Origin of the sequence: Streptomyces sp. NPDC051133, from assembly GCF_040682635.1 — a bacterium.
Classification (GTDB): Bacteria; Actinomycetota; Actinomycetes; order Streptomycetales; family Streptomycetaceae; genus Streptomyces.
In genome coordinates this window covers 37,320-62,786 of the sequence record NZ_JBFBBK010000049.1, presented here as the reverse complement: position 1 = coordinate 62,786, position 25,467 = coordinate 37,320, and the positions used below count along the sequence as shown (strand labels likewise).

At 70.1% G+C, this 25,467-nt stretch carries 18 protein-coding genes; 7 read left to right on the top strand and 11 right to left on the bottom strand.

Annotated elements, in window-relative coordinates; translation table 11 throughout:
- The first annotated feature begins 308 nt into the window (after positions 1-308).
- Complete coding sequence (locus tag AB0N17_RS35575; RefSeq protein ID WP_366015776.1) at positions 309-1,550, top strand: SpoIIE family protein phosphatase; 1,242 nt, start codon at positions 309-311, stop codon at positions 1,548-1,550.
- A 54-nt stretch (positions 1,551-1,604) separates the two neighbouring features.
- Here the strand turns inward: AB0N17_RS35575 and AB0N17_RS35570 are convergent, their stop codons facing one another.
- Positions 1,605-2,558, bottom strand: a complete 954-nt coding sequence (locus AB0N17_RS35570; RefSeq protein WP_366015780.1) for an aldo/keto reductase family protein — start codon at positions 2,556-2,558, stop codon at positions 1,605-1,607.
- Between the two features lie 109 nt (positions 2,559-2,667).
- A complete protein-coding gene (locus AB0N17_RS35565; RefSeq protein WP_366015775.1) occupies positions 2,668-3,477 on the bottom strand; it encodes a DUF427 domain-containing protein in 810 nt (269 codons plus the stop codon).
- A gap of 635 nt (positions 3,478-4,112) precedes the next feature.
- On the opposite strand from AB0N17_RS35565, the gene AB0N17_RS35560 reads away from it, so the two are divergent.
- A complete protein-coding gene (locus AB0N17_RS35560; RefSeq protein WP_366015774.1) occupies positions 4,113-7,001 on the top strand; it encodes a BTAD domain-containing putative transcriptional regulator in 2,889 nt (962 codons plus the stop codon).
- On the opposite strand, the gene AB0N17_RS35555 is transcribed toward AB0N17_RS35560, so the two are convergent.
- The 9 genes from AB0N17_RS35555 to AB0N17_RS35515 form a co-directional block, all read right to left on the bottom strand.
- On the bottom strand, positions 6,991-7,143 hold the full coding sequence (locus AB0N17_RS35555; RefSeq protein ID WP_366015773.1) for a hypothetical protein: 153 nt from the start codon (positions 7,141-7,143) through the stop codon (positions 6,991-6,993). The two genes, AB0N17_RS35560 and AB0N17_RS35555, sit on opposite strands and share 11 nt — an antisense overlap.
- A gap of 107 nt (positions 7,144-7,250) precedes the next feature.
- Positions 7,251-8,087, bottom strand: a complete 837-nt coding sequence (locus AB0N17_RS35550; RefSeq protein ID WP_366015772.1) for a phosphotransferase — start codon at positions 8,085-8,087, stop codon at positions 7,251-7,253.
- An 87-nt stretch (positions 8,088-8,174) separates the two neighbouring features.
- Positions 8,175-9,125 carry a hypothetical protein gene (locus tag AB0N17_RS35545; RefSeq protein WP_366015771.1) on the bottom strand — a complete coding sequence of 317 codons (951 nt, stop codon included), beginning with the start codon at positions 9,123-9,125 and terminating at the stop codon, positions 8,175-8,177.
- Positions 9,095-10,042 carry a metal-dependent hydrolase gene (locus AB0N17_RS35540; protein WP_366015770.1) on the bottom strand — a complete coding sequence of 316 codons (948 nt, stop codon included), beginning with the start codon at positions 10,040-10,042 and terminating at the stop codon, positions 9,095-9,097. The genes AB0N17_RS35545 and AB0N17_RS35540 overlap by 31 nt, the downstream gene beginning before the upstream one ends.
- A gap of 75 nt (positions 10,043-10,117) precedes the next feature.
- A complete protein-coding gene (locus AB0N17_RS35535) occupies positions 10,118-11,338 on the bottom strand; it encodes an MFS transporter (RefSeq protein WP_366015769.1) in 1,221 nt (406 codons plus the stop codon).
- Complete coding sequence (locus AB0N17_RS35530) at positions 11,328-12,569, bottom strand: hypothetical protein (protein ID WP_366015768.1); 1,242 nt, start codon at positions 12,567-12,569, stop codon at positions 11,328-11,330. Before AB0N17_RS35530 ends, AB0N17_RS35535 begins: the two co-directional genes overlap by 11 nt.
- A gap of 96 nt (positions 12,570-12,665) precedes the next feature.
- Complete coding sequence (locus tag AB0N17_RS35525) at positions 12,666-15,668, bottom strand: amino acid adenylation domain-containing protein (RefSeq protein WP_366015767.1); 3,003 nt, start codon at positions 15,666-15,668, stop codon at positions 12,666-12,668.
- A gap of 2 nt (positions 15,669-15,670) precedes the next feature.
- Complete coding sequence (locus tag AB0N17_RS35520) at positions 15,671-18,850, bottom strand: amino acid adenylation domain-containing protein (protein WP_366015766.1); 3,180 nt, start codon at positions 18,848-18,850, stop codon at positions 15,671-15,673.
- A gap of 40 nt (positions 18,851-18,890) precedes the next feature.
- The gene (locus AB0N17_RS35515) at positions 18,891-20,660 is read right to left on the bottom strand and encodes a TauD/TfdA family dioxygenase (RefSeq protein WP_366015765.1); all 1,770 of its coding nucleotides are present in this window, start codon (positions 20,658-20,660) and stop codon (positions 18,891-18,893) included.
- Positions 20,661-21,047: 387 nt separating this feature from the next.
- Here AB0N17_RS35515 and AB0N17_RS35510 point away from each other — a divergent pair, with 387 nt between their 5' ends.
- The 5 genes from AB0N17_RS35510 to AB0N17_RS35490 all read left to right on the top strand — a co-directional run bounded on the left by AB0N17_RS35510 (position 21,048) and on the right by AB0N17_RS35490 (position 25,354).
- Positions 21,048-21,851, top strand: coding sequence for an alpha/beta hydrolase (locus tag AB0N17_RS35510; RefSeq protein ID WP_366015764.1), 804 nt, complete (start codon positions 21,048-21,050; stop codon positions 21,849-21,851).
- Positions 21,851-23,152, top strand: coding sequence for a SpoIIE family protein phosphatase (locus AB0N17_RS35505; RefSeq protein ID WP_366015779.1), 1,302 nt, complete (start codon positions 21,851-21,853; stop codon positions 23,150-23,152). Before AB0N17_RS35510 ends, AB0N17_RS35505 begins: the two co-directional genes overlap by 1 nt.
- A complete protein-coding gene (locus AB0N17_RS35500) occupies positions 23,149-23,484 on the top strand; it encodes an STAS domain-containing protein (protein WP_366015763.1) in 336 nt (111 codons plus the stop codon). The genes AB0N17_RS35505 and AB0N17_RS35500 overlap by 4 nt, the downstream gene beginning before the upstream one ends.
- Before the next feature lie 143 nt (positions 23,485-23,627).
- Positions 23,628-24,410 carry an MEDS domain-containing protein gene (locus AB0N17_RS35495; protein WP_366015778.1) on the top strand — a complete coding sequence of 261 codons (783 nt, stop codon included), beginning with the start codon at positions 23,628-23,630 and terminating at the stop codon, positions 24,408-24,410.
- Entirely contained in the window at positions 24,407-25,354 is a 948-nt protein-coding gene (locus AB0N17_RS35490; RefSeq protein ID WP_366015762.1) for a sensor histidine kinase, read from the top strand. Before AB0N17_RS35495 ends, AB0N17_RS35490 begins: the two co-directional genes overlap by 4 nt.
- The last annotated feature ends 113 nt before the right edge of the window (positions 25,355-25,467 follow it).

Genomic DNA, 25,467 nt, shown 5'->3' with positions numbered 1-25,467 from the left:
CCGGAGGCTTCCGGCTCGCAGCGACGACAGCCATGATTAGCGGCCGTCCGCAGCGGACGCAATGATGTGACCTACTACCCACTTACGGAGAAATGCCCAGAATGCTCCGCGAGGGGGCCATCCCCTGCGCTTCCCGGGGGCCCAGGGGTACGGCCCTCTTTAGGATGTGATCCCGCTCGCATGGCCGACGTCACGTGCCATGAGCCCCAGACCCGCCTTCGCAGCGTGCTCCCGGCCTGCTCGTGTGGTGATCAACAACGGATAGTGGGACACCTGAAAGGGGGCATTGGAGGAACGGGAGAGCGCCTGTGACCACTCCGCCGATCGACTACCACGCGCTGTTCGCCGCCACTCCCAGCCCGTACCTGGTGGTCGGCCCTGACCTGGTGATTCTCGACGTCAACGCGGCCTACTGCCGGGCGACCGGCTGCACGGTCGAAGACTTGATCGGGCAGTACCTCTTCAACGCGTTCCCCGACAACCCGGCGGACCCCAACGCCGATGGGGTACGGAACCTCAGTGCCTCCTTGCACCGAGTTCTGCGCTCGAAGGAGCCGGACACGATGGCGGTGCAGAAGTACGACATCCCCGTGCCCGGCCACCCCGGGGAATTCGAGGAACGGTGGTGGTCACCGGTCAACACCCCCGTGCTCGGTCCCGTCGGGCAGGTGGCATGGATCATTCACCGGGTGGAAGACGTCACCGAGTTCGTACTCTCGCATGGCGCCCGCACGCATCCGGGTCAGGTGCTCGGTGAGCGCGAAGCCATGGAGGCCGAGCTGTACGTGCGGGCGCGAGAGCTTCAACTGCTGAACGAACAGTTGCGGCAGGCCCACGCCCGGGAGCGGAAGGTCGCCGTCACCCTCCAAGAGGCACTGATGCAGTCGCCGGACCTGGCCCGCCACCCGAACATCGCGGTGCGCTACCTGCCCGCGACCAGGGGACTCAACGTGTGCGGCGACTGGTACGACGTCGTGGACCTGCCCGACGACGCCTTCTCCGTCGCCGTGGGTGACGTGGTCGGCCACGGCCTGGAGGCAGCAGCCGCCATGGGCATGCTGCGCAGCGCCCTGTCCGCCGCCGTCCGCGCGCTGCACGAGCCGGCCAAGGCGATGGAGGTCCTCGGCCTGTACGCCCGCTCGGTCGAGGGTGCCCTGGCCACCACGGCCGTCAAAGCCGTCATCGACACCCGCCGCCGGCACATCACCTACAGCATCGCCGGCCACCCCCCGCCCGTCCTCGTCCACCGTGACGGCACCTTCGTACTGCTCGACCAAGCCACCGACCCGCCTCTCGGGGCCCGCCCACAGCACGTCCCGCGCCCCCAGGCCGCTCTGCCCTATACGTCCGGCGACACCCTGGTCCTGTACACCGACGGGCTCGTCGAACGCCGCGACGAGGACATCGACATCAGCCTGGACCGGCTCACCAGCGCCCTCGCCGAGAACTCCAGGCTCGGTCCGGACCACCTGGCCGATGTTCTGCTCGCCCACCTCGGCGTCAGCAGCGGAGGACACGACGACATCGCCTTGATCGTCGTCCGCCTGTGACGCCTCCCAGGACTACCCGCCTGGTGCCACCGGGCGTAGGAAGCCCCCGACCCGTCACCGGTGCTTGATGCCGGCCTGGGCGCCGGGGGCGAGGGTGGGTTCGGTGAGGGGGACGTCACCGAGGGCACGGGCGACTGCGGTCAGCAGGTCATCGGACAGCCGAACGCCTGAGGCGGCAGCGTTGCCGTGCACCTGCTCGGGTCGCGAGGCGCCGGTGATCGCGGAGGCGACTTCGCTGCGGCGCAGGATCCAGGCGAGGGCCAGGGTGGGCATGCTGATCCCGGCTTCCTCGGCGATCGGGACGAGGCGCTGGACCGCTTCGAGCGTGGCGTCGCTGTAGACCAGGTCCTGGGAGACCGCCATGTCCGCGGAGGCGAACCGGCTGCCCTCGGGGACGGGCCGTCCGGGCTTGTACTTGCCGGTGAGGACGCCCTGGGCGAGAGGGGACCAGACGATCTGGGAGATGCCGTTGGCGGAGCAGAGGGCGAAGACCTCGGCTTCGGGGGCCTGCCAGAGCATGGAGTACTGCGGCTGGGAGGAGACGAACAGCTCGGGGCCGGCGATGTCGATCGCGGCCTGGATCTGTTCGGGGGTCCACTCGCTGAAGCCGATGTAGCGGGCCTTGCCCTGCTGGACGACGTGGCGGAACGCGTCGACGGTGTCCTCGATCGGCACGGACGGGTCGAATCGGTGCGCCTGGTAGAGGTCGACGTGGTCGGTCTTCAGGCGGGTCAGGGAGGCGTCGATCTGCTGGGCGATCTGCGCCGGGGACAGGCCCTGGTCGGCCGGGTCGTCCGACATCGGGAAGTAGACCTTGGTGGCCAGGATGTAGGAGTCGCGGGGGTGGGCGGAGAGGATCTCGCCCCATGCCGTCTCGGCGGCTCCCCGGCCGTAGACGTTGGCGGTGTCGAAGAAGTTGATCCCGGCGTCGAAGGCCGCCTCGGTGCAGGCACGGGTGGCGTCCGCCTCGATGCCGCCGGAGTAGGTGAGCCAGGACCCGAGCGAGATCTCCGAGACTTCCAGGTCTGAGCTGCCGAGTGTGCGGTACCGCGTGGTTGCTCCCTTGCTTCGGTGTGACGGGTCGCCTGGCCGCTCGCCCAGGGCGCCGGCGAGCGGCTCAGGAGCGTGCGCGTTGTCGCTTGTCCCACTGAGTCCGCGAGAGGGCGGTGGGCCGTGGGAGCAGGACGCCGTCCACGTACAGGTCGACGTGCTCGTTGTAGAAGGCGACCATCCCTGCGATGGCGGCGCATGCCACCGTAGGGAAGTCGTACGCCCAGGCGAGATCGTCATGGGCGACGGCCCCGCGCACGAACGACCAGTACTCGCTGGTCCTGCCCTTGTACGGGCACGCCGTCACCGTGTCCGAGGAACGCAGCAGCGTCCAGTCGACATGGGCACGCTCCAGGTAGTAGCGGGTCGGCAGGCCGGTTTCGAAGAGTTTCACGGAGGCGGGCGCGTCCGCCAGGACAGTGCCCTCCACCTCCACGCGCACGCTGCTGGACGAGCGCAGCGCGTCCACCCGGGTGTACGGGCTCCTCGGGTGCACGAAGACCTGCTCCTCCTCCTCGTACCACGCGTCGATCGCGTCCCACCGGAAACGGGCGGTGCCGATGAGGGCCCCCGGAGCTCCCTCGTCCCAGACCCACGCCGCACCCTCTCGGACCTCGGAGCCGACCCGCAGCGAGTGCCGTCGTGCGGGGCCGGGGCCCAGCCGGCCGGCGCGGCCGTCGTCGGTCAGGACGCCCTCGGCCAGGTCCCGCAGCGGAATGCTGTACTGCGGATAGCCGGGCCACTCCCACACGTACGACGCGCGGCGGGTGTCGCACACCCACCGGCCGGCGACCTGCGCACGGATACGCCGCGGCACCGGCTCGACATGCCCGACCGGGACGATGAGACCTGGATAGTCGACACTTTCATCCGCCATCGGCGATCACCACAGTCCGCTCGGCTGCTTTCGTACGTCGTCCAGCTTTTCCGGCGGACGCGCTCACGGCCACTCGGCCGGCAGGAGGCACAGGCCTCCTCCACCGACCGCCACCCCTACCTGGGCCGACGAATGACACAAAGCCATCAGATCCGGCCAAATGCCGCGCGACACGCCCATCGGGGAGGAACATGGCGGTGAGGCTGCAGAGCGGTGTGAAGATTGCCGGCGGCCGGGAGAAGAGGCACCGCACACCCGCTGATCCCACTGCCGGAGCCAGACATCCGGATGCGGGAGTACGGGCTGACCGTGGCCAGAACGAAACTGCGAATCTATGCCCAGGTCCAGCGAAATGTCATCATGCAGGCCGCATGTACAGAGTCGCTCACGCTCAAAAGGCGAAGAGCGAACGAGGAACTACATCGACCAGGCGGACTCAGTGCCGACGTCGACGCGGGGGGCGCAAGGTGCTTCGTTTCAACATTCTCGGGAGCCTTGAAGCTTGGCTCGACGGCTCGCGGCTACACCTTGGCGGAGCGATTCACGAACGGGTTCTTCTGAGTCTGCTGCTGGAACCCGGCCGGACCGTCCCGGTCTCCTGGCTGGTGCAGGCGGCGTGGAACGAAGAACCGCCGATGACCGCCACCCACCAGGTCCGCAAGGCCGTTGCCGAGCTTCGTCGTCGCATCCCGGACGGCAACGACGTCATCGTGACCGACGGTCAGGGCTATCGGGCGGTGGTGGCCGGCGCCGGGCTCGACCTCGTCGAGTTCGGTTCCCGCACGGGGGAGGCAGACCGAGCTGTCGCCGAAGGCCGGCCCGCTGACGCCATCGCCGCCCTGCAAGGAGCCCTCGCACTGTGGCGTGGCCGCATGTCCGGTCTCGGCAGCGCCGCGCTGGAGGCCGCCGCGGCCAGGCTCGAGGAACGGCGGGTGACCGCCGCCGAACAGGTCTTCGAGTTATGCCTGCGTGCGGGCCACGCCGGAGGACTGGTCGCCGACTTACGGGACCTGGCCGCCCAGCACCCCTTTCGCGAGTCCTTGCACGCCCAGCTGATGCTGGCTCTGTATCGCAGTGGACGCAAGGCCGAGGCACTGGACGAGTACCGCAAAATCCGGGAACTGCTGGTGGAGGAACTCGGGATCGATCCCGGCCCCCAGGTGAGCGGCCTCTACGAGGCGATCCTGCGCGAGGCGCCGGAACTGAGCATTGCCCCCCATGCGGTCGCAGAACCACCGGAGCCGGCCGCACTGCCCACCGACGTGCCCAACGACGTGCCCGCCGACGTGCCCGAGCATGCGCACACCCCGTGCACACTGCCCTACGACCTGGCCGATTTCACCGGTCGGGAGAGCGAACTGAAGACAGTCCTCGACTGCATGACCGGCAGGCGGCAGCTGCGCGGCCGCAGCCACGTCGTGGCGATCGACGGGATGGGAGGCAGCGGAAAGACCAGCCTCGCCGTGCGGGCCGCCCACCAGGTGACCGCCGAATTCCCCGACGGCCAACTCCACATCGATCTACGTGCGTTCACTCCCGGCGAGGCGCCCATGCCGCCGGCCGCCGCGCTGGACTGTCTGCTGGGCGTACTCGGGGTGCCCAGTGACCGCATCCCGGGCGATCTCGAGGGACGCAAGGCGCTGTGGCGCTCCCAGCTGGCCACTCGCCGCATGCTGCTCGTCCTGGACAACGCGGTGGACACGGGCCAGGTGCATCCGTTGCTTCCCGCCTCCCCCGGATGTCTGGTGGTGGTGACCAGCCGGAAACGGCTGGTGGACCTCGACGGCGCCGAATGGATCTCGATCGGCCCCATGGCCCCCGAGGAAGGGACGCAGCTGATCGAGGAGGTCCTCGGCGCCACCCGCACCGCCGCCGAGCCGGAGGCGGTACAGGATCTCGTCCGGTTGTGCGGTGGGCTGCCGCTCGCGCTGCGCATCGCGGCCGCCCGGCTGCGCAACAGACCGCGCTGGACCGTGCGTTATCTCGTGGAGCGCCTGCACGACGAGACGCGTCGCCTGGAGGAGCTGAGCGCGGGCGAGCGCAGTGTCGCCGCCACGCTGCAGCTGTCGTACCAGGCGATGGACGAGCAACACCGCACCGCACTCCGGCTGCTGGGGCTGTACTGCGACGCCGACATCGACGTGTACGCGGGTGCTGCGCTGCTGGCGACGGACACCCATGGCGCGGAGCAGATCCTGGAGCGGCTGCTGGACGTGCATCTGCTGCAGCAGTCGGACATGGCGGTGTACCGGTTCCACGACCTGGTGCGCAACTTCGCCCAGGGCCTGAGTTCTCCCGCCACCGCGCACGACAACTCGATGGCCGTCGAGCGCCTGCTCGCCTACTACTGGACGACGACGGAGGCGGCCTGCGAGGTGCTCTTTCCCGGACGCGCGCACAGCCCTGCGGTGATCGCGCCCTACGCAGGCGAGTTCCCGCTGTTCACGACCACGGACGAGGCGACTGGCTGGTTCCACCGGGAGCGTGTCGGCCTCATCGCCGCGGTGGAGCTCGCCGACCGGAAGGGGCTGGACCGATACACGGTGTGGCTCGTGAGGAACATCGTGTTCTGGCTCAGTTCCGTGGGCCGCTTCGACGAGTTCAAGCAGCTCAGTCAGCTGGCGGTCGCGGCGGCGCGACGCGACGACGACCTCGCGGCGCTGGGGAGCAGCCTGTCCAGTCTGGGTGTCGCCTGCTGGCGGCTGGGGCACCTCGACGAGGGGATCCAATCGGCCGAGGAGGGGCGCGATGTCGCCGCCCGACTGGGCGACAAGCGCACCGAGTCCCACAGCGAATCCATGATCGGCCTGTTGCTGACCGTGCAGGGCGAGCACCCCGAGGCCCTGTCGCATCTGGAACGCGCCATCGCCCTGGAACGCGATCTGGGCATCCCCCGAGCGGAGGCCGAGAGTCTCAGCAACCTCAGCACCCTGCTCACGCAGTGGGGCAGGTACGAGGAGGCCGCTCTGGCCGCTCGGCAGGCGCTCGAGATCCACCGTTCGCTGGACTATCGCGACAACCATGTGATGGCCCTGACCGATCTCGCCTTCGCGTACGCGGGTCAGGGCAGATACGAGGATGCCGACGAGCAGCTCCGGCAGGCCCGTGCGCGCTGCGACGCGTCGAGCCCACCGGGCGACGTGGCGTTGACCCTGGCTTTGTCCGCGGAGGTCCTCGAATGCCTCGGGCGGTCCGCCGAGGGGCCGATCCTCGCCGAGGAGGCCTTGGAGTTCGCCGCGCTGAGCGGCAGCCCGACACGTCAGGCGAAGGTCGAGAACCTGGTCGGCCGGGTGTACCGGCGGCGCAAGGACTTCGAGCGGGCAATGGCGCTGCACACCCATGCGCACGAACTGTCCGTCGCCATGCGATACCGCCCCGAGGAAGCACATGCTCTCTGCGGGATGGCGGAGGCCGCGGCGGCCTTCGGCGACGCGGAGTCGGCCGCCGGCCATACCGCGAGGGCGGAGGAGCTGTTCCGCTCCATGGGCTCGTCGGGACACGCGGCCTGGTGCCTCACGGGTTGACGGACGCCGGCCCCTGGTGGTCCGCGGCCGTCCGGTGGCCGGCATACCCCGTGCCGACGGTGTCCGTCACCACGCCGATGGAGCCCAGGGCCAGGATCGCCCCCGCGACGAGGCCGACGGTCTTCGTAAGAGCGGCACGCATGTGATCTCCCGTTGGGGCTTGGTGGTGGTTTCCGAACCACCACCAAGGATCGCGGTACCCGTTCCCGAATCACTCCCCCCGCCTTCCCGGCGTCAACCCGCAGGTCGTCACACGGCCGGGGCGCCTGCGTCGGCAGCGAACTCCTGCAGTTTGGGGACGAGTTCGGGGTGATCGCCGCGCGAGGCGTTCTCCAGCAGCTCGGCGGCGGCGGTCAGCCGGGCGACGCGTCCCGCGGGAGTGTCCAGAAGGTGTCCGAGCTCGGCGCGGACCCGGGCCGCCGTCTGCGGGACCAGCAGCGAGTAGGCGAGGAGCAGCGCGGCGTCGTAGCCGCGTGGTGCTGTGCCGTACGCCTCCCAGTCGAGGAGCACCGGTCCCTGGCGGGTCAGGTTGCTCCAGTGCAGGTCACCGTGGGCGGTGGTGAACTCCGGGCAGCGCGGCGGGGGAAGTCCCAGGAAGCGGGGGAAAGCGCGGTCGAGCCACTGGCGGCGCACGGTCGGGCGGTCGGTCCGTGCGGCGGAGATGGCGGTGAGGGAGGTCCGCAGTGAGGCCCACCAGCGGTCCGGAAGGTCCAGGGGTGCGCTCAGGACCGGGACGGTGAAGCAGACCTGACTGCTGAGGTAGGCGGCCAGTTCCGCGTGATACAGCATCTGGTCCGCACGGCTCTCGTCGACGGCGTACAGGCGCGGCTGCGGTACACCGGGGAGGCCGGCCCACGCCGCGGAGGCGCCCTCCCAGAGGACGTCGGGGCGCCGTCCGGCGGGGGCCGAGTCGAGCCGCAGCCAGCAGTCGCCGTGCCGGCGGTGGTGCCCTCGTCTGCCGAGGGTCCGGCCGTTCCAGCCCCAGGACGCGGGGCCGGTGACGGTGACTCCGAGTCTGGTGGCGGCACGGTGGTGTGCCGCCACCATCCGCCGCTCGTCCACGGGATCGGCAGGCGGGGCGTACATGTCAGCCACGTCCCATGCCCGCGACGGCCGTCTCGGCCCGCTCATGGCTGCGGGCTGTGCCGTGGTCCGGTGCGAGCAGGCTGACTGTCATGGTGTTCCTCCGATGTCAAAGGTCTCCGGTCGGGGGTCGGGCGGGCAGGGGCAGTGGGGGTCCGCCCGGCCGGCGAGAACGGCCAGTATCTGCGCGCCCAGGTCCTGGCCGGTGGCGGCCGCTCTGAGGCGGGCGACCGGTCCGGGAACGGGGGATGCCTGTGCGCTCGCGATGCGCGGCCCTCGCGGCGTGAGGACCACATGGGTGCGTACGTGCCCGCTCTCCAGGCCGGTGAGGTCGAGCAGGGCACGTACGGTGGCCCGGGCCGCTGTCGCGGCCGCCTCCGCCAGTTCGGCGGGATGGACGAACTGCCCTCCGGTGAGGGTGGTGCCGGTCATGCCGAGCACATGGTGCATGCCGGCATGCGTGAAGGTGTCCACGATGAGTTGCGGCCCCTCGAGGAACTCCTCGATGACGCAGGGCAGCGAGGGCCGGCCGGCCGCCCACGCCTCCAGGGCGGTGTCGTCCCGGATGACGTCGATACCGCGTCCGGGGCCGGTCTTGATGACCGTCGGATGGCGCAGGCTCTCGAGCCAGGTACGCGCGACACTCACGGAACTCACCCGTACGGCGTTCACCACGGAGACACCGGCCTGGTTCAGCGTCCGGCGCATGACGAGCGGGTCCTGAAGCGCGTGCAGGGAGGCAGCCCTCCTCGGGAACAGCAGCACCAGGGCTTCTTCGACGGCGTGGTGGAGGGCGGGACGGTCGCCGAGGTACAGCACGTGCTCGATGTCGTTCCCTCGTGCCGCTTCGACGATGGCCACCCGGAGCGCGTTTCGGTCGGCGCGGCCCGCCGCCGCACGCCGTCCGTCAGAGCCCCCCGCCATCCGCTCGTCCGTGTCCACGTTCGACAGCGACCATGCGTGGAAACCCAGTTGGATCGCTGTCTCGATCAGTGAAGGCTCCGGATCGATCAACAGGATCCGCCAATCGTTCCGGCCCATCCGCCCTCCCTTCTTCCGCCCTTTCTTCCGCCCTTGCGATTTCCGGGAGCGGCCGCCTCGGCTGTGAGGTGTCGTGTCACGGCCACCCGCTCGCTTCCGTCCGCCGCGAGCGTCAGTTCCACGGTGAGCGAGGCCAGTTCGCCCAGCCGCCGCAGGTGCGTCCCGCCGCAGGGGATCGCGACGGTCCGTTCCGGCAGCTCGCACACCCACTGCCGACGTGCGGTCAGCTCCGGCCCCGGCGTGTCGATGCGCACCGGCGCGTCCTGGGCGAGCCGGCCCGCCAGCCGCTCGTTCACCTTCGAGGCCAGCCCGGGCAGGGCCTCACGCAGTCCGTCGGTGTCGAAGCGCTTGCGCAGCGACTTGCCGAGCCGGTAGCGGTCGGTGCCGGAGTCCACGTCGATCCGCGAGGCCACCACGGCGATGCCGTCGAAGTCCGGGTTGCCCAGGCCGTCGACGCGCACCTCCGTGCGCCAGCGGTCGGCCAGGGCCTCGTTCAGCGCGAGTGCCATCAGGTGGCAGCCGGTGTGGGCGGCCGACAGGGCGGCGCGGCGGCCCTCGTCCACGTACAGTTCGACCTGCCGGCCGGGGGCCGGCGCCGCGCCGTCCACGAGGTGCACCACGAGCCGGCGCCAGGTCTCGTCACCGCGCCGCACCGGGATGTCGACGCCCACCGCGAATTCGCCCCCGGGTCCGATCCCACCGGTGACGCAGTCCACCACCTCGTACTCGGCTCCGCCCGCCACCAGGGTCCCGAGGTCGCAGGGCTGGTCCAGCCAGCTGTGGTCGAGCGGGTGGAAGGGCGTGGTGTCGACGATGACGCCCGTGCCCGCGGGCAGTGCGCGCGCCGCCAGCACGGTCGCCGTGCCGGTCGTGGCCCCGTCGGGGAAGGTGACCGAGGTCGTGATCGGATCTGCCATGTTGCCCGTCCTCATCGTCGGACCGGAGGGCATGCGGCCCACCGGCGCGTTCCAGGGTGCGACGGCCTCGTGGTGTCAGGACTCCGACGCCTCGGCGACCACCGCCTCGTCCTGGGTCTCGCCCGCCCCCCGCTTGCGTACGGTCTGCCACACGAGCACGCAGACGAGCCCGGCGGCGACCTCGGTCAGCGCGCACCATGCCAGCACGGACTTCGCACCCGTCGCATTGGCGATGTACGCGGCGACGACCCCCAGCGCGGCTCCGCCCGCCCCGCCGGCGAACTGCATGGCGGAGAAGACGAACGGCCGGTGCGTTGGCGCCACGTGTTGCTGGACCGTTCCCTCGACCAGCACGATGCTCACCGAACCCATGGCGCCGAGAAGGGTGAACAGCGCACAGGCGACAGGCACCGAATCCGCCTGGGTGAAGGCGAAGAACACCAGTCCGTCGAAGATGATCATCCAGGCCAGGGACGACTCGCCGAACACCCGTGGGAAGCGCTGGGTCAGGATGGCTCCCACGATGCCGCCCAGGCCGCCGAGGCCGAGCAGCAGTCCGGTGAAGCTGCCGTCGAGCCCGTAGGCCTGCTCCGCGAAGGGGAACATCAGCGGCGACTCCACCTCGAGGATGATGACCACGAGACAGTACGTGGTCACCATCGACAGCACCTGCGGCATCCGGCACAGATGGCGCAGCGAGGCGGAGACGGCGACCGAGATCTCCCCTCCCCGCTCCTGGTGTGGCTCCGCGGGAGCGGCTTTCAACGCGACCAGCACCGGAATGAGGCAGGCGCCCGACACCGCTCCGATCACCAGGCTCCAGGTCGGTCCGAGCATGGTCACCGCGACTCCGCCCAGCGGCGGTGCGACGATCACGAGGACGTTCCCGGCCATCGTTCTCCGTGCGTTGTAGGCCGTGCGCTCCTGTTCCCGCAGCACCTCCGCGTCGAAGGTGCGCTTGGCGCTGAGGACGGCCTGCTGGATCAGACTGTTCAGGGCGGCGACCACCAGCAGACTCGCGGTGGTGACCGGCAGCAACGCCGCTCCGGCGAAGAGGACGACGCGGGCGCCGCTGAACGCGATCAGGGTCCGCCGCGAGGTGAGCCGTGCCGTGAGGCGGCCGGCTGTCAGAACCATCAGCAGGGCCGGCAGCAGCGTGGCGGCACCGATCAGCCCGACGTCGGCCGTCCGTCCGGTCAGCTGATAGATGCCGGCGGTGAAGACCGTGTAGTACGCCAGTCCGGTGAGCCGGACGAAGACGTCGGCAGCCAGCAGCTGCCGCAGTTCACGCCTCAACGGAGGACACCTCGTATGCCCAGCCGACGGCTGCGCCCGAGGCCATGTTGATGACGGAGGCTCCGGAACGGCTCCGCAGGAAGTATCCGGACCAGCTCTCGCCGTAGCGGTAGAGGCCGAGGACGCATTCCCGGGACACGGTGTCGCTCGATCCGAGCAACCGCACGTCGAACTCGGCGGGCGTGATGATCTCCTGGGCGATCCAGTTTCCCCGGTTGTCCCCGGCGAGCCTGCCGCGCAGCACGGCCTCGCTCACCGTGCGCCCGTCGATGACTCCGGAACCGCCGAAGTCCGTCGCGGACTTGAAGAAGTAGCCCGACATGTCGGCGATCAGGGTGTCGATGTTCGCAGCCGTGACGACATGCGTCCTCGGTACGAGGGCGTCGATCGCCGCGCATGTCCGCTCGGGCAGCAGGGCGCGGAGCTCCGGGTCGTGCAGAAGTCCCATCCACACCTTGCTCCCCATCACCTCGCCGGAGAAGTCGCCGATCACGTGTCCGGCCGTGCCGAACACCCGGGCGACGAACTCGGGGTCCGCGAGGGCGTCGTCGGCCATGAAGACCCGGTAGACCAGGGTCTGCCCGTCGATCCGTTCCGCGCCCGACTTCTCGGTCGCCACGAACACGTCGAGTCCGGCGGGAAGCTGGTGTGCCAGGGTTTCGCGCATCCACTCGAGGTCGAACTGGCCGTAGCCTTCCCAGGTGCTCCAGTCCAGCAGGCAGACCTTGGTGAGGCCCTTCTGCCAGATGATCGGGGCGAGTTGACGTGCCAGCTCCTCGTACGGGGTGGGGGCGAGCGGGAGTCCAGCCGCCAGCTCCTCGTACCTGCGGAACTCGGCCGTCTCCGGGCCGCCGACACTCGAATCCAGGTTCAGCTCGCAGATCCGGACCGAGCCGTCGGCGACGGGGATGAGGTCGACCCGCAGGACGGGGCACTCGTACCCCTCGGGGTCGTCGAGCACCGGCATCCACGACACGAGCTGCGAGGGGACCCCGAACATCTGCAGCACGGCCGCCCTGTCCATGGTGGCCAGCAGGTGCCGCAGGATCACCGACTTCGCCCGGAGGATCTCCGGCACGGCTGAGCGCACTTCGGCGAGGCGGAAGCCGGTCAGGGGGAGGGCGGCGCCGAGCGGCAGGAGCTTCTCGCCGCCGTACTGTCGGCAGAAGTCCCGGATCCTCTCGCCGATCCAATCGCTTCCGGCGGCCGGGTTCATGACGTCGTCACTCAATTTCTCGTCTTCCTCAGTGAAGTCTCCGCTGTCGACCGGTCGGGCCGCCCCGGCGGGGGCGGAGCCGACCGGTCGACAGGATGGGCATCGGGAATGTCAGCGCGTCGGTTCGAGCTGCGGCAGTTCGCCGGCTCGCACGGCCGAGTCGAGCAGCTCACCGACCAGCTCACCGGTCACCGTCCAGCCGGGCTCCGGCCGGCCGAGCACCGCCAGGGTGTTGTCGTGGGCGAAGGGGTTAGGGCCGCGGCCGCGCGCCCCCACCGACTCGCTGTCCTCATCGAGTACTCCGAGCAGCGGGAAGGCCGCGTTGTCGGGGTGTTCGGCGAGCTTCGAGAGCCATTCGGCGGGCGAGAGGATCTCCACGTCGAAGCCGCGGTCCCTGATCCAGCCGGCGATCAGGTCGGAGTCCACCATCGGTCCGTCGACGACGTGGAACACCCGGCCGAAGGCGTCGTCGCCCAGCGCGACGGAGCACATGGCCGACACGGCGTACTCGACCGTGAGCCAGGGCTCCGCGACCGCGCGCCGGGGCAGCGCCCCGAGCTGGGCGCCGCCGACGATCAGCATCCGCGCCAGGTCGTCCTCGGGCCAGCGTCCACTGGCCGCGGCGCCGACCACGCGGCCGATGCGCAGCACCGTAGCCGGGACACCGGCCTTCTGCGCACCGGCCACCAGCTGTTCCGCGACCCACTTGGACTGGGCGAATCCGTAGTCCAGGCCGTCCGGGGTGGCCACCGGGAGCTCCGGCCAGATCCGCTCGGCCGAGCCCGTCTTCCACGGCATGACCGAGACGGTGGAGGTGAAGTGGAGGGCCTTGGCCTTGCCGAGTGCCGCGAAACGGATCGCCTCGCGCGTTCCGGACACGTTGGCGGCACGCAGCGCGGTGTAGGGCTGCGCCAGGTTCTCCGTGGCCCCGTGGTGGAAGACCACGTCGATGCGGTTCGCGAGTTCCTCCCACTGCTGCTCACCGAGGCCGAACCGGGGCAGTCGCAGATCGCCGGCGATCACGGACACGTCCTGCGGCCGGGGCAGCTCGATCCCGCACTTGTGCAGGGTGGCGGCCAGGCGTGCCTTCGCGCGCCGCTCATCGGCTTCGCCGGTCAGGCAGGTCACGGTCGCCGAGGTGCGCCGGAGGAGTTCGGCGAGGAGGTGGGCGCCGACGAAGTCGCCGGCTCCTGTCAGCAGGACGTGCTCCGGTGCGCGCATCCGCTCCCGGTCGGCGTCGCTGACGGACACCGGGTCGAGACCGAGCTCCGCGTCGGCCTCCAGCACCCGGCGCAAGGTGTCGTCGGTCGCCCGCGGCACGGCGGTCCGGGACTCCTCGATCGCGGCGGCCAGTTGTTCGGGGGTCGGATTCTCGAAGATCGCCGACATCGGCAGCCGTCCGTCGAAGGCGGCGCGCAGCCGGCCCACCACCTTGATCGCGAGGATCGAGTGGCCGCCCAGCTCGAAGAAGTTGTCCCGCACCCCGATCCGCTCGATGTCGAGCACGTCCTGCCAGACGGCGACCACCTGGCGCTGCACCTCGGTCGACGCCGCCACGTGGGCGGTGCGCAACTCCGGCCGTTCGCCGCTCGGTTCGGGCAGGGCCCGGTAGTCGACCTTGCCGTTCGCGTTGAGCGGCAGGTCGGCGAGGACCACGTAGTGCGTCGGCACCAGGTGGGCCGGCAGCAGGTCCGCCATGTGGGCGCGCAGTGCGGTGGGGTCGGGCGCGCGTTCGGCGTCCGCTGCGGTCACGTAGGCGACGAGCCGCTGGTCGGCTGCCGACGCGCCCGCGGTCACCACTGCCAGGGCGACCGTCGGATCCTTCATCAGCGCGGCCTCGATCTCCTCCGGCTCGACCCGGAAGCCCCGCATGCTCACCTGCCGGTCGGCCCGGCCCTGGAATTCGAGCGCGCCGTCGTCCCGGAACCGTCCCAGGTCACCGGTCCGGTACATGCGCGGCGAGCCGGGGGTGAAGGGGTCCGGCAGGAAGCGCTCCGCGGTGAGGCCGGGCTGGTTCCGGTAGCCGCGGGCGATGCCGGCGCCGCCGATGTAGATCTCGCCGACGGCCCCCGGAGGCACCGGATCGCGCTGCTCGTCGAGCAGGTAGACGAAGGTGTTGCGGACCGGGCGGCCGATCGGCACCGACTCGTCCGCCGCGGCGGGGTCGACGTACCAGATCGTCGAGTCGTTGGTGGTCTCGGTCGGCCCGTAGTGGTTCTGCAGGGTGGCGTTCGGCAGCAGTTCGAAGAACCGCTTCACCATCTCCGGCCGCAGCACGTCCCCGCCGGAGACGACGACCCGCAGGGAGGCGCAGGACTCCGTCACGCCCGGGGCTTCCAGGATCTGCGCCAGCAGCAGCGGGACGGAGTCGAGCTGGGTGACCCCATGGGCGCCGATGAGCTCCGCCAGGCGGAAGGGGTCCTTGCGTTCGTCCGCGGCCGCGATGACGAGACGGGCTCCGCTGGTCAAGGGTGCGAACATCTCGATGACGGACGAGTCGAAGCTGAACGAGTACTTCAGCAGGCCGACGTCCTGCGCGCCGTAGCCACTGTGCTCACGGATCACCTGCAGGGTGTTGGCGAGATTTCCGTGCGTCACCTCCACTCCCTTGGGGTTGCCGGTGGTCCCCGAGGTGTAGATCACGTACGCCAGGTCGTCGGGCTCGGCCGTGGTGGACATCGGCGGTTCCACCGGCTCGCCGGCCTCGGGCCGGCCCGGCACCGTCACGGTGGGCACCGGCAGCCCGGCGGCACTTTCCGACAGGTCTTCCTGGACCAGGAGCGAGGTGATGCCCGAATCGGCCACGAGGAATGCCAGGCGGTCGCGCGGATAGCAGGGATCGAGCGGCACGTAGGCCGCCCCCGACTTCAGCACGGCGATGGTCGCGGCGACCATTTCCGGACCGGGGTGGGCCATGATGCCGACCATGGTCTGCCCGCCCGTGCCCGCGTCGGACAGCCCCCGGGCGATGCGCGATGCCCACGCGTTCAGCTGGCCGTAGCTGACGCGCTCCGCTGCGAACTCCAGGGCGACCGCGTCGGGGCGGTGCGCGGCGTGCTGTTCGAAGAGGGCGACGGCCGTGGTCTCGGTTCCGACTTCAACGCCAGTGTTCATGGTCACGCCTTCACGCGGGAGGGGTCGGCGGCAGCGCGCCCGACCAGTTCGGACAGGGTCTTGTCGGGTGCGTCGACGACGCGGCGGCAGAGCGCGACGAATTCCTCCGCCATCGACGCGATGGTCGAGCGGTCGAAGAGATCGGTCGAGTAGATCCACTCCATCAGCACCTCGTCGGCCGGGTCGGAGCCGGGGACCGTCGCCAGCTGCTCACCACGCGGGATGACGATGACGTCGAGGTCGTGCTTCGCGCTGTAGTTCTGCAGGTAGTGGATCTCCGCCGGGGTCTCGCCCAGGGACATCTGCGGCACCCGGGCGTCGTGGTAGGAGAAGGCGACCTGGTACAGCGGGTTGTACGCCAGGTTGCGCTCCGGGTTGAGGTACTCGACGAGCTTGGAGAACGGGAAGTCCTGGTGGCGGTAGATGTCGAGGGCCGCTTCGGTGATGCGGCCGCGCAGCTCGCCGAACGTGGGGTCGCCCGACAGGTCCGCGCGCAGCAGACCGCCGTTGATCATCATCCCGATCAGCCGCTCGGTCGACTCGAACCGCCGGTTCGCCATCGAGATGGCGATGGTCATGTCGGTCTTCCCGGAGTACTGGTTCATCAGCATGGTGAAGATCGCCGTCATGACCATGTAACCGGTGGCGCCCGTGGACGCACCGAGCTGCCGGATGCGCCGGTACAGGTCGGCCGGGACCGGCATGATGACGACGTCGCCGTGGTGGCTCTGCACCTGGGGGCGCGGGCGGTCCGTGGGCAGGGGCAGAAGTTCCTCGGCCCCGCGCAGCTTCTCCCGCCAGAACTCCCACTGCCGCTCGGCCTCGTCGCCGGCCAGCCACTGCCGCTGCCAGACGGCGTAGTCGGCGAACTGGACCGGCAGCTCGGGCAACCAGGGCCGGCCGCCCTCGCTGAAGGCCCGGTAGCACTCGCGCAGTTCCTGCATGAGGACGCCGAACGACCAGCCGTCGTGAATGAAGTGGTGCTCGACCAGCAGCAGCATGTGGTGGTCCGCGGAGAGCCGGAACAGCACCCAGCGGAACAGCGGCAGCCGGCCGACGTCGAAGGGACGCGCCACGATGGCCTGCATCCGGTCGAGCGCCAGGATCTCCCGGATCTCCTCCGGCTCCGCGCTGAGGTCCTCCACCTGGACGCTCACCGGGAAGGGCGCGTGGATGACCTGCTCCGGCATCCCGTCGGCGCCCTCGACGAAGGCGGTCCGCAGCAGCTCGTGCCGGCGGACGATCTCGCTGAGCGACTCCTCGAGCACCGCGACCGACACCGGCCCGCGCAGGTCGAGATAGGCCTGCGTGGCGTAGGCGATGCTGTCCGGCACCAGTTTGCCCAGGAACCACACCTGCTCCTGGGGAAGCGAGAGCGGGATCGGCCCGGTCCGGTCGGCACGGGTCGGCCCCTGCACCTTCGTGGCGGCGTCGGCGTTGACGCGCAGCCAGCCCACCAGGCCCGCCACGGTCGGATGCTCGAAGACGACCGAGACCGGGATGTCGGTCTGGAACTCCGCCCGCACCCGCGTGATGATCTTCGTCGCGATCAGGGAGTGCGCGCCGAGCTCGAAGAAGTTGTCGTCGACGCCGACTTCGTCCAGGCCCAGGATCTGGGCCACCGTCGCGGCCACCTTCTGCTCTTCCCGGTCGCCCGGTGCGACGTAGGGCACCGAGAGCTCGGGGCGGGTCGAAGGCGGGGCGGGAAGCGCGCGGTAGTCCACCTTGCCGCTGATCCCGAGCGGCAGCTTGTCCATGACGACGTAGACGTTGGGCCGCAGATGTTCCGGCAGGGTCTCACGGAGGCGCTGCCGGAGGGCGGGAACCACGATCGCCCCGTCGGCGGCCGGGGTGACGTAGGCGACCAGCAGTACGTCGTTGCCGCTGCCGCGGGTGGTCACCGCCGCGGCCTGCACACCCGGGTCGGCGCACAGGGCGTCCTCGATCTCCCCGGGCTCCACCCGGAATCCGCGGATGGCCAACTGCCGGTCGGCGCGGCCGTGGAACTCCAGCGCCCCGTCGGCGCGCAGCCGCCCGAGGTCGCCGGTGCGGTAGAGGCGCAGGCCGTGCGGGTCCGTGACGAAGCGTTCCGCGGTCAGCTCCTCTCGACCGTGGTAGCCGGCCGTGACCCCGGCGCCACCGATGTAGATCTCGCCGGTCTCCCCCGGCCCGACCGGTGCGAGCCGGTCGTCCAGGACGTGCACGGACGTCCCGGCGATCGGGAATCCGATCGGCACGGACCCGGCCTCGTCGTCCGCGGTGAAGGGCCAGATGGTGGTGATGACGGTCGCCTCGGTGGGGCCGTACTGGTTCTGCAGTTCGCACCACGGGACGAGGGTCAGGAACCGGTGGGCCACAGCGGGCGGCAGGACGTCCGCCCCGGAGATCGCCAGGCGCAGGGACGCGCAGTCGGCGGCGAAGTCCGGCAGATCGACGACCTGGGCGAGCATGGCCGGCACCATGTCCCAGATCGTCACGCCGTGCCGCTTGACCGTGGCCACGAGCTTCGCAGCGTCCCGCCGTTCCTCGGCGGCCGCGACGACCAGCCTGGCCCCGAAGGCGAGCGGGGCGAAGATCTCCAGCACCGACGCGTCGAAGGTGAAGGAGTGCGTGAAGATCGTGACGTCGTGCGAGGAGAGCTTGTAGCTCTCGCCCACGGCGTTGAGCAGATTCACGACGTTGGCTTCGGTGACCCGCACCCCCTTGGGGCGGCCGGTCGATCCGGACGTGTAGATGACGTAGACGAGGTCGTCCGGACCTCGGCGGACCGTCTCGGCGGCCGGAGCCGAGGCCGCGTCGGCCGGGCCGGAGACGCCGATGACCGGCAGGTCCCGGCCGGACAGGCGCGACGCCAGGCGCTCTTCGGCGAGCACCGCCGACATCCCCGAGTCCTCGATCAGATAGTCGAGCCGCTGCTCGGGGTATTCGGGGTCGAGCGGCACATAGGCGGCGCCCGCCTTGAGAACGCCCAGGATCGCGGCGATCATCGCCGGTCCGGGCTCGGCGTACACGCCGACCAGTTCCCCGGGGTGCACTCCCCTGTCGGTCAGCTCGCGCGCCTGGCGGCGGGCCATGGCGTCGAGATCGTGGTAGCTGAGCGTGCCGGTCGCGGACACGACGGCCGTCGCGTGCGGTGTCGCCGCCACGTGCGTTTCGAAGAAGTCGATGAACGACTCGATCACTGTTCGGCTCCTCGTTCGGTTTCGGATGGCGCTGCCTCGGTCAGACGGCGAAGGCCGTCTCGACCACGCGTCCACTGCCGCGTCGGTCGGCAGCCGACGGCACCGGGTCGCTCACCAGACACACCCGTTGCAGCCAGCGGTCGCGGCCGTCGAACCGCGCGGGGAACTCCGAACGCGCGTGGACGGCACGCCGGTTGTTGACGATCAGCAGGTCGCCCGGCGACAGGCGGACCCAGCGCTGCACCTTGTTGACGGCGCTCCGGAGCGATTCGAGCGCCTGCTGCGCGTGCGAGGTCTCCCCGACCATCAGGTCGAGGTCGAAGGTCATGTACGGGTCGTAGGGATTGCCGTACAGGACGGGCAGCGTCGGACCGTTGCCCTGCACTCCGTTGGCACTGCCGAAGGAGAAGTCCACCCCTGTCCGGAACTGCGGGACGAACAGCTCGCAGCGGTCCGCCAGGCTCAGGTGGGGCAGTGCCATCCGGACGCTCGCCATGATGGTCCTGGCGATGCCGTCGTGGTCGCTGCGCAGGCAGTGCAGCATGAGGAAGTCCGGCATGTGCGGGTGGAACGCGGTCTCGGTGTGGAAGTCCAGCAGGATCGCGGAACTCTCCGAGGAGAGGTTGGCCGCGTTGTGCGGCGTGGGTGCCACGTTCTGGAAGAGCAGACCGTGCTTCTCCTGGAGGTAGGCGAGCGGGAATCCCAGCGCGGACGCGAATCCGGCCAGCCAGAGTTCGCTCAGCCACGTCGACTTGTCCACCCGCCGCCCGGGGTCGACGGGGGTCACGGGCAGGTCCGCGTCCACCGGCAGCCCGCGGACCAGCAGCCCCTCGTAGTCGTTGGACCGGTGCCGGAAGGTGGTCACCGCCTCCCGGATCACCCGCGGCATTTCGTCGAAGCGCAGCTCCGCCTCGACCAGGAAGGCCGCCTGGTCCTGGTAGGGATCGGGCAGCAGGCCCCCGCCGATCCGTTCCAGCAAGGACCGGTACGGCGTCGCGTCGACGACGTGCGAGCCTTCGGCCTTCGCCAGGTCCTCCTCGGGAGAGAACGAGCGGACCGTGAAGCAGCGCTCGTGTGTGACCGCCTTCGCCAGTTCGGAGCCGGCCGGAGCGTACTGGCCGGTGAGCAGCCAGCTGAGCGTGTTGAGCAGGAACCTGGCGTTGTCCGCACGCCCCAGGAAGGGCAGGGCGAACAGCTCACCGCCGCCCACGACGACGAGCCGTCCGGCGCCCACGTCGGCCGCCGCGGCGAGGACGCGCCCGTCCCGGGCGGCGATCCCGGTGGCGGCGCAGTCGGTGACGGTCAGGCCCCTGGCCCGGTGGAAGTACAGCTGCTCGACGCCTTCGGTCACCGGGTGTCCCGGCAGCACGTCGGCGGAGACCGAATAGGTCAGGAGGTGGCTGGCCGGGGGTGCCTGGCGGACGGAGACGAGGCCGGGATCGAGGACCAGCCCCGGTACCAGGTCGGACAGCGGGAAGGGCGCGGTGTCGTTCGTGGAGTTGCCGAGGAGCAGCAGGCTCCGGCCGGCTGCGAGATGGCCGCGCAGCAACGCCAGGTCCTGGGCGGTCAGCGGCGGCTCGTCCGTCCTGGGCAGCGTGAGTATCAGGAGGTCCGCGCCGTCCAGCGTGTTCTCCTCCCAGGCGGCGTCGATCGAGCGGATCGCCACGTCACCGAGATGCTCGGCGAGCACCTCGGAAAGGTCCGCGAGGTGTCCCAGGTACTTCTCCTCCGGGGCGGCGGAGGTCTCCCCGCGAATCGGCGCTATGTGCCACGCATCGGAGTGGAATCGATCCAGAACGATGTCTGGCATGGTCGGCTCCCTCGTTGAACTTTCGAACTCCGCTCGACAAGGCGGGCGGTCGTGCCCCCGTGCGGAACTGCTCACTGCGGAACCGTCAGGAGATCAACGGTCGTGCCCCGTCTCGTCGATGGAGGTGGTGGTCTGTGCCTCGACCATCGTCGGGGGACGACTTCCCGTCCCATTCCCGCGGCGTTCCCGTCCTGCGGGCATCGACCGTTGACGACGGTGACCAGGCACGACGGTGACCGTTGACCGGGCTCGCGGACGACATGCACCAGGGCGGCGGCCGGGTTTTCGTGAGGGTGGCGGCCGGGGTGTGGGGTGATTCCGTGCTGGTCCACATCAGTGGCCAGAGGTTGAGCGAGAGCGGTGGCCAGAGCTTGAGAGACTGATCGGATGGATATCGTCCGCAGGAACAACGTCACCGTCACCGGCAACCCGCAGGGGCGGGTGGTGGTACTGGCCCATGGGTTCGGGTGCGACCAGAACATGTGGCGGCTGACGGTGCCTGCGCTGGCCGAGGACCACCAGGTGGTGCTGTTCGACTATGTGGGGTCGGGCCGCTCGGAGCCGTCCGCGTTCTCGGCGGAACGTTACGCCTCGCTCGACGGCTACGCCCGGGACGTGCTGGAGGTGTGCGAGGCGCTCGACCTGCGCGATGCGGTGTTCGTCGGGCATTCGGTCAGCGCCATGATCGGGGTGCTGGCCGCCGGCCTGGCTCCCGAGCGGATCGGTGCGCTGGTGATGGTCGCGCCGTCTCCGCGCTACATCGACGACGACGGCTACCGGGGCGGCTTCAGCGCCGAGGACATCGAGGAGCTGCTCGACTCGCTGGAGTCCAACTATCTCGGCTGGTCGGCGGCGATGGCTCCGGTGATCATGGGCAACGCCGAGCGTCCGCAGCTCGGTGAGGAGCTGAAGAACAGCTTCTGCGCCACCGACCCGGACATGGCGCGCGTCTTCGCCCGTACGACCTTCCTGTCGGATTCCAGGGAAGATCTGAAGAAGGTCGCGGTGCCGACGCTCGTGCTGGAATGCACCCAGGACGTCATCGCCCCCAGGGAGGTCGGCGCCTTCGTCCACCGGGCCGTACCCGGCTCGACGCTCGTCACCCTGGACGCCACCGGGCACTGCCCCCACCTGTCCGCGCCCGAAGCCACCAACCAGGCGATCACCGCATTCCTGGCAGACCTGCGATGATGTGCCGCACCGGGCAGCAGCCCGACCCGCACGACGCCGACGACGGGAAGACGTCGGACGCGGCGTTCGCCGCGCTGCTGGAGGACAGCGCGGAGGAACTGTACGAGTCCGCGCCGTGCGGCTATCTCTCCACGCTGATGGACGGCACCATCGCGAAGATCAACACCACGCTGCTGGACTGGCTCGGCCTGGAGCGGGCCGCGGTCGTCGGCCGGATGCGGTTCACCGACCTGCTGACCGTGGGCGGCAAGCTGTACCACGAGACGCACTTCGCGCCGCTCCTGCGTTTGCAGGGCGAGCTCAGCGGAATCGCCCTGGACGTCAAGCGAGCCGACGGCGGCCGGATACCGGTGCTGGTCTCCTCGGTGGTCAAGCACGGCAGCATGGATGAGCCCCTGCTGATCCGCACCACGGTCTTCGACGCCCGGGACCGCCGCGCCTACGAGGACGAACTCCTGCGCGGCCGCCGAGCGGCCGAAGAGGCACGCAAGCAGGCGGAAGCCGACCGTGCCCGGCTCCAGGACGCCCTGGCCGTACTCCAGCAGTCGCTGCTGCCCGACACCCTGCCACCGGTCCCGGGCATGGAGACGTCCGCCTACTACCACACCGCCTCTCCCGACCGGCTGGGCGGCGACTTCTACGACGTCTTCCCCCTCGACGGCAAACGCTTCGCGTTCTTCCTCGGTGACGTGTGCGGCAAGGGACCGCAGGCCGCAGCGCTCACCTCACTGACCCGCTACACCCTGCGCGCCGCCGCCCTGCACGACCCCGACCCCGTCTCCGCCCTGACCACACTGAACAAGGTGCTGCACGAGCGCTACGGCGTCAGCGCGGACCCCCGCTACTGCACGGCCGTCTTCGGCACGCTCGAACCCGACCCCGCTACCGGCCAGGTCGCCGTCCACCTCGCCTCGGGCGGCCACCCGCCGGTCCTCGTCCTGCGCGGCGACGGTGCGGCCGACTACCTGCCCACACCCGGCGGCCTGCTGGTCGGCATCCTGCCCGAGGCCCGTTTCGCCACCGCCACCACCGTCCTCGCCCCCGGCGACACCCTCCTGCTCTACACCGACGGCCTCACCGAAGCACGCACGGGTGAGGACCGCACCAGCCTGTACGGGGACGACGGCCTGCTCGCCTTCGCCACCGATCACGCCGGCGAACCGCCGCACGCCGTCATCCAGGCCCTGAGCGGCCTGCTCGACGGCTTCGGCGACGGCGTGGACGACGACACCGCCCTGCTCGCCCTGGGCGTCCCCGCCCCCGCCCCCGCCCCCGCCCCTCGGACCAGAAACGAATCATGAGCCCGTTGAAGATCACCATCCGAGACGCCTCGACCGGTCCCGTTCTGGAGATCATCGGCGAACTCGACTACGGCACCGCCCCCCGGCTTCGCGAACAGGTCACGGCGCTCACCCTCCAGCCGGGCCGGCGCCTCGTCCTGGACTTGGGCGGCATGGAATTCTGCGACTCCAGCGGCATCACCGCCCTGATCGCCGCCCGCAACCACGCCCACGCCGCACAGGCCGACATCGCGCTCGCCGCAGTCCCCGCGCACACACTGCGCGTGCTGCGCATCGTCGGCCTCGACCAGGTCTTCCCCCTCCTCCCCGACAGCGAGACCGCCATCGGCTGACGGCCGGCCGTGGCCGGTGAACGCCGGAGCGGAGCTTGCTTCGGGTGTTGTCCGGCGTTGCTCACGAGATCGGTGGGGACCCAGACATCAGCTGGGAGGCGGTGAAAACGGCAGTAAAGTGGTGGGGAGCCGAGGGAGGACAGGTGAGAACGCCGCGCGTACTGCCAACCCTGGACGAGGTAGACACGGGCGATCATGTCTGCCACGTGCTGGATCGTGCCGACGACGTCATCGACCGTAGCCGGGCTTTCGTCGCGGACGGTGCGTTGCACGGCGACAAGGTGGTGATCATCGGGCCCGCCCGGCAGGCCGGAAGCGAGTTCGCACAGCTCGTACTCGACCCCGCCCGGCTGAAGGGTTCGCTTCTCTCCGCGGTACGCCGGGAGGCGGCCACCGCCGACCGCGAGGGGTTCCGCTCACTTCGCGTGCTGAACCACGTCATGCCCGGGTTCCGCACGGAACACGACGGCGAATGGCTGCGCAGCGAGCTCGATCTCGAAGAGTTCGCCGCCGACACCGGAGCGATGGTGGTCTGCGCCTACAGCGGTGCCGACTGGGACCTCTCGGCTCTGCAGCAGATCAGCTGCGTGCATCCCCACCACCTGGGCAGCCGTCCGGTGTCACCCGCCTTCCGGGTGTACCGGACCGAGCAGGAAGGCTGGACGGTGACCGGGACCGTCGACAGCGACGGCGCGGTGACCTTCGGCACCATCCTGTGCACCCTCCTCGCCCACACGCCGACGGTGCGCATGTTCTGCCACACCCTGGAGTTCTTCGACGCCGCCGGCATGAGCGCCCTGGCCGATGCCGCCAGGTACCTTCCGGATCGCAAGGTCATCCTGGAAGGCGCCAACGAGACCGTGCGGCTCGCCTGGACGCTGTCCGGCTTCGCGAGCCCCGACATTCCGGTGGTGATGACACCGTGACCTCCTCTTCGCCCACCCCCGCCACGGGAGCCGGGTACCGGCACGAGCTGTATCCGTACTCCGGCGGCGATGAGTTCCTCGCGGGCGCTGTGAGTTTCATCCAGGAGGCGCTGGAGGGTGACGAGGCCGTCGTCGTGGCCGTGCCGCAGGAAAAGGCGTCTTTGCTGCGTGCCGAGATCCGTGAGAACAGCACCGTGCGCTACGTCGACACCAGCCGGGTGGCGCATCATCCGGGCCGGCTCATCGCCGCCTGGCAGGAATGGGTCAAGGAACACGCTTCGGAAGGGCGGCCCGTCCGCGGGATCGGCGAATCCCCCTGGGACGAGGTCCGCAGCTCCGCTGAGGCCTCGGAACTGCGCTACCACGAGTGGCTGCTCAACAGAGCGTTCGCCCAGGGTCCGGCCTGGTGGCTGTTGTGCCCCTTCGACGCCCGCGACGAGGCCGCACTGACCGAGATGGCCCGCTGCCATCCAGAGATCCGCAGAGACGGCCGGACGGTGCTGAGCGAGGGCTACGAGGCGCGGGCACCGTATGCGTTCGTTCCGCTCACCGACCCCTGTGACCCGTACGACGAATTCGTCTACACCAGCGGAGACCTGCCCGCCCTGCGAGAGAAGATCGCTGCCTGCGCCGAGCAGCACGGCCTGACCGGTCGACGCCTGCGCGAGCTGCACCTGGCCGCGACGGAGGTGGCCACCAACAGCATCCGCCACGGTGGTGGACAAGGCGTGCTGCGCACCTGGGGCGAGGAGCGCAGGCTCGTCTGCGAGTTCCGCGACGCCGGCTACCTCGAGGATCCGCTGGCCGGGCGCACGATGCCGAGCGCCAGACAGGTCGGCGGACGCGGCCTGTGGCTCGTCCACCAGCTCTGCGATCTGGTCGAGATCCGGTCCACCCCGGACGAAGGCACCACGGTACGCCTCCACACCGGGCTGCCCGAATAGGTCGAACCGGTCAGAGCGGCCCGCCCCCCGGGAACGGCCTGCTCACCGGTACTGTCCGCGAAGCGGGCGTGGCCATGGTCGTTCAGGGTAAGCGCGGAGGTGTCGCCGGGGTG